General features: G+C 46.4%; 11 protein-coding genes, 1 riboswitch and 2 other annotated features. All 11 genes read right to left on the bottom strand.

Annotation, left to right across the window (positions count from 1 at the left end; all coding sequences use genetic code 11):
• Positions 1-149 precede the first annotated feature (149 nt).
• Positions 150-986 carry a class I SAM-dependent methyltransferase gene (locus BK127_RS28465; RefSeq protein ID WP_076235498.1) on the bottom strand — a complete coding sequence of 279 codons (837 nt, stop codon included), beginning with the start codon at positions 984-986 and terminating at the stop codon, positions 150-152.
• Between the two features lie 174 nt (positions 987-1,160).
• A complete protein-coding gene (locus tag BK127_RS28470) occupies positions 1,161-2,795 on the bottom strand; it encodes a 2-isopropylmalate synthase (RefSeq protein ID WP_083689664.1) in 1,635 nt (544 codons plus the stop codon).
• 94 nt (positions 2,796-2,889) lie between these two features.
• Positions 2,890-3,209: a binding site (T-box leader), on the bottom strand.
• 45 nt (positions 3,210-3,254) lie between these two features.
• Positions 3,255-3,553, bottom strand: a binding site (T-box leader).
• A 147-nt stretch (positions 3,554-3,700) separates the two neighbouring features.
• A complete protein-coding gene (locus tag BK127_RS28475; protein WP_076235536.1) occupies positions 3,701-5,098 on the bottom strand; it encodes an NCS2 family permease in 1,398 nt (465 codons plus the stop codon).
• 180 nt (positions 5,099-5,278) lie between these two features.
• A riboswitch (purine riboswitch) is annotated at positions 5,279-5,379 on the bottom strand.
• A gap of 387 nt (positions 5,380-5,766) precedes the next feature.
• Positions 5,767-6,414, bottom strand: a complete 648-nt coding sequence (locus BK127_RS28480) for an ABC transporter ATP-binding protein (protein ID WP_076235499.1) — start codon at positions 6,412-6,414, stop codon at positions 5,767-5,769.
• Positions 6,411-8,063 carry an ABC transporter permease gene (locus tag BK127_RS28485; RefSeq protein WP_076235500.1) on the bottom strand — a complete coding sequence of 551 codons (1,653 nt, stop codon included), beginning with the start codon at positions 8,061-8,063 and terminating at the stop codon, positions 6,411-6,413. The genes BK127_RS28480 and BK127_RS28485 overlap by 4 nt, the downstream gene beginning before the upstream one ends.
• Before the next feature lie 2 nt (positions 8,064-8,065).
• Positions 8,066-9,196: a Fe(3+) ABC transporter substrate-binding protein gene (locus BK127_RS28490; protein ID WP_076235501.1), complete on the bottom strand. Its 1,131-nt coding sequence runs from the start codon at positions 9,194-9,196 to the stop codon at positions 8,066-8,068.
• A 204-nt stretch (positions 9,197-9,400) separates the two neighbouring features.
• Positions 9,401-10,804: a HAMP domain-containing sensor histidine kinase gene (locus BK127_RS28495; RefSeq protein ID WP_076235502.1), complete on the bottom strand. Its 1,404-nt coding sequence runs from the start codon at positions 10,802-10,804 to the stop codon at positions 9,401-9,403.
• On the bottom strand, positions 10,801-11,478 hold the full coding sequence (locus tag BK127_RS28500; RefSeq protein WP_076235503.1) for a response regulator transcription factor: 678 nt from the start codon (positions 11,476-11,478) through the stop codon (positions 10,801-10,803). The genes BK127_RS28495 and BK127_RS28500 overlap by 4 nt, the downstream gene beginning before the upstream one ends.
• Before the next feature lie 121 nt (positions 11,479-11,599).
• On the bottom strand, positions 11,600-11,788 hold the full coding sequence (locus BK127_RS28505; protein ID WP_076235504.1) for a hypothetical protein: 189 nt from the start codon (positions 11,786-11,788) through the stop codon (positions 11,600-11,602).
• Positions 11,789-11,947: 159 nt separating this feature from the next.
• Positions 11,948-13,486, bottom strand: a complete 1,539-nt coding sequence (gene guaA, locus BK127_RS28510) for a glutamine-hydrolyzing GMP synthase (RefSeq protein ID WP_076235505.1) — start codon at positions 13,484-13,486, stop codon at positions 11,948-11,950.
• A gap of 151 nt (positions 13,487-13,637) precedes the next feature.
• Positions 13,638-14,066, bottom strand: a complete 429-nt coding sequence (locus BK127_RS28515; protein ID WP_076235506.1) for an Lrp/AsnC family transcriptional regulator — start codon at positions 14,064-14,066, stop codon at positions 13,638-13,640.
• Positions 14,067-14,125: the final 59 nt, after the last annotated feature.

A 14,125-nucleotide genomic window follows, 5' to 3' on the forward strand; every position in this document is an offset into this window, starting at 1 on the left:
AGGCTGATTGTGAAAAAGTTATCCCGCTTTCGCCAGAAATAAGAGGACAAAAAAACGTTGCTGTACAAGCGATCACACCACTTACCCCCACTATACACAAGGGCTGTGGATAAGTAATATCCACAGCCCTTTTTCCTGATTTTACAATTCTAAATATTCACACATTTTTGACTATATTTTTTCCTGCCAATATACAAAATATGGGATGAAGCACCTAACACATAAGGGTTTTCAGCTGTCCTCAGAAAAATGTCGAAAATTTTCTCTATTTCCTCATCCCCACGTTCCCTCCAGTAATTCCATTGGGCCTGTGAGAGCAGTGAACCGATATTGGAGGAACCGATGATTTTTAACGTTTCAAAGCCCTGAGTCTCCATAAACGGTTGAATCTCTTCTATGTTATAATAGTAAGCTCCTGTAAATCTTCCCTCATCCTGATGATCAAATGTACCGGTTTCCATAAAGCGAATAATTGCAGCAGCCTCATCGTGGGGTTTCCAATTTGTGGGTGACAGCAGTGAGCTTAGCACGTGGCGTACTCGCGGCATAAAAGCCACGAATACGACTCCATTCATTTCGGTAACCCTGTTCAGCTCCTGCACAGCGGCCACCCGATCCGCTTCCTGCTGCAAATGGTACAACGGCCCGAGCATCAAGGAAGCTGCGAATTGACCGTCTGTAAACCGGCTTAAATCTGTCGCATCAGCAACCTCAAAAGCAGTAAATTGCTCCAGCAGGCTTAAGTGTTCCGCTTTAGCCCTCGCTAACTCGACCAGCTTCGGTGTCAGGTCGGTCAGCGTTACCTTGTATCCAAGCTGTGCCAGCTTCAGCGCGTATTTACCGGGACCCGCTCCATTATCGAGAACTGCTCCATGTCCAGGCAAATATTGCTGAATAAAGTGCCAATTGATGTTAAATTCCAACGGTTCCCGGTCCAAACGTCCCCATTCATCAAAGGTCTCATAATACTTAACAATCCGGTTCATCGTCATCACCCTTCCCAATGGCAGTTACCAAGCCAACCGATGAATAGATTCACAATGCATACTAGCGCTTTTTACAGCCTAAAATCGACGTATCATGAACACATAGCCATACTATTGTGAGCCAAGTTCCAGATACGTCCGACTCTCTGGCTGCTCCCTATCCTAAGCCCCCACTTACGGAATCGTGATCTCAACGTCCTCGCTGGAAAAAGCATCCTGAGCAGCCTCATTGATTTGATGCTCCCGTATTGCCTGATTGCAGGCCGCCATGAACGCTTGAGCTACCGCCATCAATACATCCTGATGTACCGATACACCTCTGTAATGATTTCCCTCCACGCTTACGGTAACTATGGCCTCACCATTAGCCTGCTCACCTGATGACAGCGAGTACAGCTCCAGATCGGTAAATTGTACATCCAGAGGCAGTGCCTGCTTGATACCCGCAACCAATGCTTCGACAGCGCCATCACCCGTTCCCGAGCATACCAGCTCTTTGCCCAACCGATTGTCCTTAATGATGCAGGAGGACATCCGATGTCCTTCAGTGCCAGTCAGAACCTGAGCCTGCACCAACGTATAAGGCTCCAGCACCTCATTGACGGTATGACCGATCAGTTCCAGCAGTTGATGATCCTGTACAACCTTTTGGCGATCAGCCAGCTCCTTGAACTGCACATACAACGATTCCATCTGCTCGCTCGTCAGCTGCACACCGAATTGGCTTACCCGGTGCTTGATTGCGTGCCGTCCCGAATGCTTGCCCAGAATGATCATGCTGCGCGGTACACCCAGCTTTTCCGGGTCCATAATTTCATACGTATTCCGATTTTTAAGCAGTCCGTCCTGATGAATGCCTGCCTCATGCTGGAACGCGTTGCGCCCCACTATCGGTTTATTAAAGGCAATCGGAAAGCTCATTGCCCGGCTCACCATTTGAGAGGTGGCATAAATATGCTCAGTACGAATACCTGTTTCCACCCCCAAGGCTCCTTTACGAGTTTCAATCGCCATGACCAATTCCTCCAGCGAGCAGTTGCCAGCACGTTCACCGACACCATTGACCGTCACCTCAACCTGAGTGACCCCCGCACGAATTGCGGCCAAACTATTGGCGACAGCAAGCCCCAGATCGTTATGGCAGTGGGCACTGTACTCCACCTGCTTGCCACCTCGTACATGATTCATCACTCTGGTGAACATCGCACCGTATTCCTCAGGCATCGCGTAGCCAACAGTATCAGGAATATTGATGATCGTAGCCCCTTCTTCAATTGCCGCCTCAATGATTTCGAATAAAAACTCATCACCCGTCCGCGTAGCATCCATCGGAGAGAACTCGATACGCTCTACAAACTGCTTGGCATAAGCTACCATCGAGCGAGCGATATCGATAACCTGCTGCCGCGATTTGCGCAGTTGAAAATCCAGATGAATGTCCGATGAGGACAAGAACATGTGCAGCCTTCTCCGCTCAGCGGCTTCAGTCGCACGGATCGCTGAATCGATATCCTCCTTGACTGAGCGCGCAAAGCCGCATATTTCAACACCATGTATTTCCTGTGAGATACGCTGTACCGCCATAAAATCTCCAGGGCTTGAGATCGGGAATCCAGGCTCGATCACATCAACACCAAGCATAGCCAGCTGTTTGGCGATAACAATCTTTTGCTCTGGGTGCAGCGTAGCTCCCGGTGCCTGCTCGCCATCTCTCAGTGTAGTATCGAATATGCGGACTCTTTTAAGAGAGCTTGATTCCTGGCCTGCTTGCTGTTCCTTCTGATTTGTTTCGTTGTTATTGGTTGTCATGGATAACGCCTCCTCAGTATAATAAACCGCAATTTTCTTTAATTCTTCATCGTTCTCAGCTAATATCCACGCAAAAAAGACCCATCGTCTCTGTATAAGAGACGACAGGCCTTTGGCTGCCGCGGTACCACTCTTGTTGATTTCCCGAAATAGGAAATCCACTTATGCGCATCGTAATTAGCAAGGAATGGGCATGAATGGCTGCTAAGCCAATCTCAAGCGTACACTCTAACGATGCGCTCCCCGATCACGTGGGGATTGTCCGTCGAAGCCTACGACCATCCAGACTCAAGCTGGATGATGTTCGGCTTCACCGCTCCCGGGCGAGCTTCAAGCCTCTTTTGACTGCGTCGCACCACCCCGCAGCTCTCTGGACAAAAGATAAGCTTTACTACTCCCGTTCTTCGCGTTTACTTGTATCCTGTTTTAGTGAAACTAAAAAGACCTGCCGTCTCTTGTATAAGAGACGACAGGCCGTAGCTTGTCGCGGTACCACTCTTGTTGACCTCAGCTGTTAGCTGAATGTCCGCTTAGAGCACTGATGATAACTCCGGATTGACTGTAACCTCGATCCTGTATATCCTCAGCACAACCCGATCACGGAGGCTACCCGTCAGAACCTAATTCAAAGTGCAGCGCTACACCGATTCAGTTCCACCGCTCCCGGGCGAGTTTCATTGGCTTCTCTGACTGCGTTGCACCACCCGCAGCTCTCTGGACAGATCCGACCGACTACTGTTCCCGTTCTTCGCGTTTATGATATTGTTTGTTAGTATAGTATGCTGCTCAGCAGTTGTCAATGCTCAAAAAATAAAATTATATTTTAATTTTCACTTAGGCTTGCCCAAATAGTAAAAAAACGGCGCCCCAGGGAGCACCGTTATATTCCTCAACACTCAGTATGATTAGCCTTCGCTGCCGATGAAAGCATACCGTAGTATAATCAGCACAGCAAGCACCCACATCAGCCAGTGAACCTTATAAGTACCACTTTCTCTGAAGTTGGCAACCGTTGCAAGAATGACATACGTTACAATGCCAAATGAAATACCGTTAGCAATATTATACGTAAACGGCATTAAGGCAATGGTCAAAAACGCTGGAATTGCAACGACATAATCTTGAAAATCAATATCCTTGACCGATTGCATCATCAGCACACCGACAATAATCAGGGCAGCAGCCGTAGCCGACCCCGGAATCAAGGCAGCAATCGGAGCCAGGAACAAGGCCAGCAGGAAGCATACCCCTGTCGTCACCGCTGTTAAACCTGTTCGTCCACCCTGTGCAACACCCGCAGCGCTTTCTACAAAAGCCGTCACCGTGCTTGTACCAACTAACGCACCGCCACTGACCGCAACGGCATCGACCATCATCGCTTTACCGACTTTTTTGTTGCCTTCGGCTTTATTTTTCATAAAACCGGCACGATTCGCCGTTCCCACCAAAGTGCCAAACGTATCAAACAATTCGACAAACGTAAACGTCGCGATCACCGATATAATTCCGACATTCATTAGCCCCTTAAAATCGAACTGCGCAAATGCCAGCTTGCTCAGATCCGGTACCCATGTGGTTTTGGCGTCGCCCAGCATGCCGAGATTAACCTGCCCCATGAAATACCCAACTACGGTTGTGAGCAAAATACCAAACAAAATGGCTCCGCGTACGCGCAGCACCAGCAATATTGAAATCAGCACCAGACCAATGATACAAAGCACAACGCCTGGATCTTTCAAACTACCCATATGAATAACCGTTTCAAACGATAATACATCCGTAAACTTGTGCGCAGGAATATCCTTGCCTGATTCAACCGCTACCGTCATCAGTCCGCTGTTTTTCAAGCCTATGATCGTAATAAACAGACCAATACCGACTGTAATGGCATGCTTCAAACTATCCGGCACCGCTACCAGCAGCAACTGACGTACCTTCGTGACGGTTAGCAGAATGAAGATCAATCCAGAAATAAAGACCGCCGCTAACCCCATCTGGAACGTAAACTGGCCTTGAGAAGATAAAATAACTGTTGCAAAATACGCATTGAGTCCCATACCCGGCGCTAACGCAACTGGAAAGTTCACGAACAGTCCCATTGCAATCGTCATCACACCGGCCGCTATCGCTGTTGCCAAAAATACAGCCATCCAATCCATCCCTGTAGCACCTGAGCCAAACGCACTAAGAATGTTCGGGTTGACCGCCAAAATATACGCCATGGTCATGAACGTCGTTAAACCGGCCATGATCTCGGTGCGTACCGTGGTGCCGTTCTCTTTCAATTTAAAAAATCGATCCATTACCCCAAATCCCTCCAAATGGTTTCTTGGAACAACGAAAAAACTCAGCCCGATTTCTGCTAAGTTCGCAAACAAAGGCAATAACTACCATAATCCCCTAATCCATAACCAGTAAACCTGATACGCCCCTTATTTTGCACAAGGAATTACTATAGGTGTCGGTCATCTTGAGGATAGATTTGTCATCCTTCGTTTGTTCGTAGCCAGATCATTTACGGTGATCTCGTAGAAACTTCCGGGCCTATTCCCGAAATTATACGAATCGCTATTTTCCTTTTGATATCATTTATTTTAAAAGCGTATGCCCAGCTTGTCAATCGATTTTCCGAACAACTTCAATAAAAATGCACCTTATTGTTCGTTATTTATCCTGCAGCTTAACTAGAAAAGATCGCCCTGTATGGCCTTGTCCACCCTTCACCCCTTTTCATTCCTGAAATTCCATTTTCAAGAAAAAAGAGACCCACAGCAACGGGCTGCGGGTCTAAAGTATATATTTTAAAAGGGGGGTTGAGTACTAGTATAGGCTATTTACATGTAAATCAGATGAATATCAGATTACATGTTTATTACAAATGTATTCCCATTCAATCGTAGCGTCGTAGACGATCCGGTTGCCACCCTTCCGGGTGATTTCCGTGTATTCAATACGGACCTGGAAGCTAAGCTTATCCTGCGTTAGTCATATGAACAATCCGGTCACATATAGCATCGGCATCTTCTTTATCATGGGTAACGAGAATCGAAGTAATGTTTGCCGTTCGCAGTAGTTGACGCAACTCCTTCCGAATTTCCCCCTTCAGTCCGGCATCTAAATTACTGAAGGGCTCATCCATGAGCAATACAGCCGGTTCCGGCGCCAAAGCACGTGCAAAAGCAACACGCTGCTGCTGCCCTCCGCTAAGCTCGTGCGGATACCGCTTCCCATAGCTCTCCAGTTGTACAAGCTCTAACATCGCCTGCAGCCGCTGCTTACGTTCAGCTCTGGATAACCGGTGTAATCCGAACATAATATTTTGCGCTACAGTTAAATGGGGAAAAAGGGCATATTCCTGAAAAACCATACCAACGCCGCGGGCTTCAGGCTGAATGAATGACCTTTCGCTCACCATCATTGTACCATTGATCACAATGTTTCCTGAAGAGGGTACCTCCAGCCCGGATATGAGCCGAAGCAGCGTGCTTTTCCCGCAACCGCTCTGACCGAGGATACCAACCACTTCGCCCTGGTCCAACTGCATAGAGAAATCGTGAAGCACGCTCTCATTGCCTTTGGCATATTGAAAAGAGATACGGTTCATTTCAAAAAAAGTCATTCTGAATTTCTCTCTCCTAACCAGTAATAGAAATAAACAGAGATCATCCCAACGGCTATAATGAATAAGGAGGGAATGGAGGCTTGATGAATTTGTTCGTCACTGGCGTATTGGTAGGCTTTTGTGGCTAATGTGTCAAAATTAAATGGCCTCAGAAGCAGAGTGAGCGGCAGCTCTTTGACAATTTCCATAAAAGCCAAAATACAGCCTGTGAACACAGCTCCTTTGATCAATGGCAAATCGACCTTGAAAAAGGTTTTCGTAAGCCCCAACCCCAGCAGCCGGGATGCTTCCGTGTAACGATTTCCTATCTTTTCGAATCCCGCCTCCACAGAATTAAAGCCAACGGCTAAAAATCGGATCACATAAGCGAAGATAAGCATAAGCAATGACATACTGAGCACCAGCTTGTTCACCCCCCAACCGAACTTCTCATACAACCCGCCAAGCTGGTTATCCAATGAGATGAACACAGCAAGTACCCCGATCGAGAGAACGGCTCCTGGAATCGCGTACCCTGAGGAAATAAGTTTGGACAAAATAAGTGTAAAAGCGGAGCGCTGATAACGGCATACGTTAGCCACAATAACAGCAAAAAGCATCAAAACAACGATCGAAACCAGCGATATAAAAAGTGTATTGAAGAGAAGCCCCCAGAATTGGGAACTCATAACTTCCTTGTACGTCCATGTCGCCCATACACTCAGCTGAAGGACTGGAACCAGAAAAGAGAACGAAACAATAAAACCGCTTAAGATAACAGCTATAAGTGCAGGCATACCGTGTAGTCGCCTCCGGCTAAGAGGGCGGGTCCTGCTTGTTGAAGCATGATACCGCCTCCGTTTCCGAAGAACTCTTTCAATTATGAATAAGCCGATAATAAAGCTCATTAGCAGTGCAGCCAGCCGAATCGCCGATTCTACGTCATACATGCCAAACCAGGTTTGAAAAATGGCAGTAGTAAAAGACTGAATCCCAAAGTACTTTGTAACCCCAAAATCATTCAATACTTCAAAAGCGATCAGACTTACTCCCCCGATAATCGCAGCCTGCGACAGTGGCAATACAACCCTAAAAAAAATATACAGTGGATTTTTGCCTAACAATCTGGCATTTTCAATAAAAGAGGCACTTTGCCTCTCCAGGAACGTTTTTGTGATCAGATACACATAAGGAAATAAAAACAAGCTGAAAATAACAATGGCTCCCTTCATCGACATTATATCGAAATAGGCTTGATTCAGATTCCAGCCCAGAACATTGCGCATAAAAATTTGAACACTGCCTGTGTAACCCAACATGTTGGCATAGGTATAAGCTGCAATGTACGGTGGAACAGCGAGCGGCAGCACAAAAGCCCAAGTAAAAAAACGTCTGAGCGGGAAATCATAGGCGGCTATTAGCCAGGCAAGCGTTACGCCAATCAACACGGTACAGATACCTGTACCGAGCACAAGCCATAAAGATTGCATAGCATAATCCAGCAGTAAATAGTCCTTTATATGCTGCCAATTCTCATTAGGGGAATGAAAGAGACCTGTCACAATATATAAAGACGGAAGAAGGGCCGCGAAGGCCCCTATCACGCTTAATAAATTCCATCCGTTGTTATATTTCTTCAGGTTGCGCAGCCAAGTGGAAACAATCATCCCTACTTCCAGCCTGCCTTGTTAAGAAGTTCGGTCGCTTTTTTGTTATGATCGCCCAGCTTCGCAAAATCGATTTGTTGGGATTTGAACGTCCCCCAGGTTTTTAATAGCTCCGGCTTGTCCGCCGCTTCATTAACCGGGAACTCAAAGCTGCCTTGCGTCAGAAGGGTTTGGCCTTCTTTTGAAGTCATATATTCGATAAGCTTGATCGCGTTGTCTTTATTTTTGGCATTCTTGGTCAGACCCACGCCGCTAATATTAAGATGAGTACCTGTTGTGCTTTGGTTTGGGAAAAAGACACCGATGTTCTGGGCTACTTTGACTTCTTCCGCATCCTTGGACGCCAGCATTTGACCTACATAATAGGTATTCATAATCGCAACATCACCAACTTTGGCGGCAATAGCCTTGGCTTGGTCACGGTCTCCACCTTCCGGCTTGCGGGCCAGATTAGCAGCAATACCTTTGGCCCATGCCTCAGCCTTTGCTTCTCCATCGAGTTCAACGAATGAAGCTACTAGTGACTGGTTGTACAAGCTCGTTGAAGAGCGGGCCAATACCTTCCCTTTCCACTTGTCTGTGGCCAGATCCTCATATGTAGACAATTGCTCCGGTTTAATCCGGTCCTTAGCATACACGATAACCCTTGCACGAGTGGCTATACCAATCCAGTTATTATCCTTGTCGCGCCACTGCTTAGGTACGTTCTGGTCAACACTAGAAGACTGAATCACTTGCAGTACACCGTTCTGCTTGGCATAATTCAATACGCCTCCGTCTACAGTAATGAACAAGTCCGCCTCTGAGCTAGCACCTTCACGCTTCAAACGTTCAACCAGCTCTTCGGCCGTACCTTTGATTTCATTGACTTTAATACCTGTTTGTTTCGTAAAAGCGCTGAATAATACGCTATCTACATCGTAGTGTCTGGCTGTAAAAATGTTAACAACCTGATCCTTGCCAGTAGCCGAACTTGCTGCTGGCGCTTGTGAAGAATTCGCCGGGCTGGTACTCTCTGCCTTTGGCTGTGGCGTGGAAGAAGTCCCACCCGTTGTAGGGCTTGAACCGCATGCGGCTACGATAATTGACAGGATGATCAGCAGCATGGTACTGAATAGGGCTTGCTTTTTCATTTGAAATCTACATCTCCATTCGTTATAAAGTAATTGATATTAATACTCATTCTCAATGAGCAGACAAAAAAAGACTCCTCTCTCTTATGTACCTTAAATCGTTTGAGTTCTTTAGATGATAATGAATATCATTACCAGTTGAGCTCGGCTATTTAACATTATAGCTTACGAAAATGAGAATTTGATGTGAAAAAAAATATTTCTTTACCTTATTGGTAAAGAAATACACACGGTTGTACCTTTATGTTCAATACTTTGCAATGTCATCGTTCCGTTATACATTTCTACCAGACGCTTGGCAATCGCTAGACCAAGACCATGTCCTCCCTGCCCGCTACCCCGTGCCCTATCCACACGATAAAAACGATCCATGACAAAAGGCATATCGGATTCGGGTATGCCTATGCCCGAATCGATTACTTCTATACAAGCTGCGTCTTCATTCACGGTGGCGCGTATGCAAATGGTTTTGCACTTCTCTGAGTACTTGAACGCATTATCCAACACAATGAGCAGAATTTGCTCTAGATGCTGGGCCGATATCACCAGGGATACCGACTTGAATGCTCCCAGTTCGGCTTCTAAATGAAACGTTGGGTGAAGCATAGCCATATTCCTAAGCATGGCTCGGATTGCTTGCTCAGGATCCGTCACTTCAAAGTTGTAAGACGGGTCAAGTTTCTCTGCACGACTAAGTGTCAGAAGCTCCTGCACCAGCATTTTGAGACGAGCAATCTCTTGAATCGAAGCTTCTAGCGATTCCTCCAATATGGCAGGATCATTTTTTCCCCACCGCTGCAGCAAGGACAAATGCCCCTCTACAATGGCCACCGGAGTTCTCAGTTCATGAGAAGCATCCTCGACAAACTGCCTTTGCTGTTGAAAGGAGCGCTCCACTTGATCCATCATGGTATTGAACATGACCATTAAGGTAGCGATCTCATCCTGGTTATCGTTTGGCTGCATTCGCTCGTGCAGCCCTTTTTTCTTAATGTTCCGGATCGTTTCCGCCATCGCTTGTAAGGGCTTAAGTAATTGACCTGCTAACAGCCGTCCACCGAGGCCGCTGACTACTACAGCCCCCAGACCGCATATAACCATCACGTAGAAGAAGGCATCCGTCAGCTTCTCGAAATTCACGATATTTTTAACAATTTCTACAGTCCCATTGAATCTGAAAATCGTAAGCGGACTTCTCATAATAACTAAACGGTCATTCGTTTGTTTCATCCCGATCAACTCTGTCGTGCTTACAGATTTAGCCTCCACCCACTGCTCTGGAATATCATCGGATACAGTCAGGATTGGCTCCCCCTTCTCATTCAGAACACGAATAAGCTGATCGCGACGATTGATTTTTTCGAGAAAATTACGCAATTGCACGAATTCAGCTTCTTCAAAGGATACCTCGTTCTCCAGAAAGTAATTCAGAATCTCTCTCATATCCTGCTGTGTGTTCGCTTCTTCCTGCTTGATCATCCATCTTTCCACAAAAACATATTGCACTATATTGTAAACCGCGAATAGCAAAACGAGCAGCAGGGTAGACCAAATTGTCAGCTTCCACTTCATCGGAACTTGAGCGAATCGTAAGGGTAACCTATTCATCGTCTCATCACATAACCAATGCCGCGTACGGTCTGTATGCAGCTGTCCTCATTGGGATTATCCATTTTGTTCCTCAAGTAACGCACATACACATCTACCACATTCGTTTCCACCACAGCCTCAAAGCCCCATACCATATCCAGCAAAGCTTCTCGGGCCAGCACCCGATTCGTATTCCTCATGAAGGCTAAAAGCAGGTCATATTCTCTCTTAGTCAGATCAATGGTCCTGCCACCCTTGGTCACATTCCTTGAATCGAGATTCATTGTAATGTCCTGAAAAGTAAGAAGCTGCATCACCGTCTCCGAGCTATCTTCCTGTCTTCTAAATACCACCCGTATGCGTGCCAGCAGTTCCTTAATCGCAAAAGGCTTAGGTATGTAGTCATCAGCACCACTGTCCAATCCAGAGATCCGATCCTGTAGGCTGTCCCTGGCTGTTAGCATAATAAGCGGTGTTCTCTTTACCTCACGTATACGGCGGCACACTTCAATTCCATCCATACCAGGAAGCATAAGGTCTAATAAGATAACACCCCACTCCTGCTGCAAAGCCAGCTCTAACCCCCGCTTTCCATCATAAGCAACCGTCACCTCAAACGATTCATGCCGAAGCTCCAATTCAATAAAGCGCGATAAATTTTTCTCGTCTTCAATGAGCAAAATGGTTTTCATCGGCTCCCCCTTTTGTTTGAGAATCCTTATCAACTAGTACGGAGGTAATTATAAAAGAAAATGGAGAGTTCCACAACCAGGATGAACAGTAAAAAAACTCGGCCCTTACGACCGAGTGATATTATTTTCCATTATGGACATCATTCTGAGCATCAGCTTGTTCGCGATTGAAAATGGGTATCCTTTGCCCATTTGGCAACCGTTGCGTGTATTGCAGTCCCTGTTTCCCAAATTGAATTGGTTTCCGGCCCTCGGGCCCTAATTTCGAGGCTTGTCTGAAATCCTCAATTAGTTCGTTGATTTTGGTCATAAAAAATACTCCCTTCTATTTGCTAAACATCGCAAATAAAAGAGAGTAATTTCTTGCACTCTATTGTTGCAGTTGTACGTGGAATCTCAGTATCGCCAACGCCAAAAACCCTTATACATCAAGGCTTTCAAGCGATTAACGACACTGATTTTTTCCAGCCTATTCCCACTCAATCGTAGCTGGTGGCTTGGACGTAATATCGTAAACAATACGATTGACGTTATCCACTTCGTTAACGATCCGCACCGAGATTTTCTCCAACACGTCCCAAGGAATACGTGCCCAGTCAGCCGTCATCCCGTCAATGGAAGTGACCGCACGAATACCTACGGTGTACGAATAAGTACGGGCATCGCCCATTACGCCAACGCTTTTCATATTAGGCAGCGCTGTAAAGTACTGCCAAATTTCGCGATCCAGGCCCGCTTTGGCAATTTCATCACGCAGAATCGCATCGGACTCCCGAACAATCGTCAGCTTCTCTTCAGTAACCTCGCCAAGTACACGAATCGCTAGACCCGGACCCGGGAATGGCTGACGCCAAACGATTGCCGCTGGCAAGCCGCATTCCTCGCCAACCTTACGCACCTCATCCTTGAACAAAGCACTTAACGGCTCTACGAGCTTAAATTTCATATCTTCTGGCAATCCGCCTACATTGTGATGCGATTTGATCGTTTGCGCTGTTGCCGTTCCGCTTTCCACGATATCCGTGTACAACGTACCTTGCGCCAGAAAAGTGAAATCGTCGAATTGAGCCGATTCCTCTTCAAACACGCGAATGAACTCCGTACCGATCAGCTTACGCTTTTGTTCAGGATCGTCTACACCGCTCAATTTCCCCATAAAACGATCACGTGCGTCGATTTTGACCACTTTCAGTCCAAATTTGCCGACAAAGGTTTCCATAACGCTTTCTGCTTCCCCTTTGCGGAGCAAGCCATGGTCAATAAACATACAAGTCAATTGGTCACCAATCGCTTTATGCAGCAAAATGGCCACAACCGAGGAATCGACACCGCCGCTCAATGCACAAAGTACTTTTTTGTCGCCAACCTGATTGCGGATATCCCGAATCGTGTCCTCGATAAAGCTTTCCATCGTCCAGTTGCCTTCACATCCACAGACCTCATACAGGAAGTTGCGAATAATGTCGTTACCGTAAATGGAGTGGCGTACCTCCGGATGGAACTGCACAGCCAGCAGGTTTTTACCTGGATGGCTCATGGCTGCAATCGGCGCGTGCTCTGTACCGGCATCAACAACGAATCCTTCAGGAAGCTCTACAACATGATCGCCATGACTCATCCATACGGTTTGCTGCTTATCCAGACCTTGAACCAGCAGACAATGATCGGCAAAATCAACCTCTGCCTTGCCATACTCGCGCTTGGACGCTTTTTCTACCTTGCCCTGCAGTTGATGCGCCATTAATTGCATCCCGTAGCAAATTCCGAAAATCGGAATGCCTAAATCATAGACAGCGGGGTCTACCAACGGAGAGTTGTCCCCATATACGCTGGACGGTCCTCCTGAAAATACGATACCTTTAGGCTGAAGCTGCTTTAATTTCTCAGCAGATGTATTGTAGGGAAGCAGCTCACTGTACACACCCAGATCTCGAATCCGGCGTGCTATCAGCTGGTTGTATTGGCCACCAAAGTCCAATACCACGATAATTTCATTTGGCTTGTCCATAATTTCCTCCTAAATAGGCTCTAAATCAATAGACATAATTATAAGCTTCCGCCAAGGAAAGGGCAATGCCCCTCCATGAAAATGATGAAAACCACAGCAAAAAGTTCGGCGTAACGCTGTTTTTAACCACAAAGCTTATGTTCACGCATCATTATTTAATTCTGCCTATAGACAGACTGAGTCGATAATTTCCATAATTCAGCAGATCATCCAAAAATTCATTCAGCCTCATATTGTCATCCACGAATATTCGCAGCCAGTAACAGCCTTCGCCAGTAATCCGATGCACTTCCTGCACACGACTATCCCGCTGCACAAAATCCTGAAAGGTTTGATGGGAGACGGTTGATTTCATATAAACGGTAATCAGGCCATGCAGTGACTTGCCGATTTTCTCCGGGTTCCATTTTAACGTGTAACCTTCAATAACACCAAGCTCCTCCAGCTTGCGAACTCGGGCACCAACCGCCTGACCTGTTAAATGTACGATTTGTCCGATCTCCTTGTGTGTTCGGGAAGCATTCTCCAGCAGACATTCCAAAATAAGCAAATCCACTTCGTCAATTGTATATGTGTTCAAGCTGAAGTTCCATTCCTTTCATCATGAAAAGGGAATCAGGAATTGTCTTTCATCTGTAT

The sequence above is a fragment of the Paenibacillus sp. FSL H7-0331 genome, from assembly GCF_001956045.1.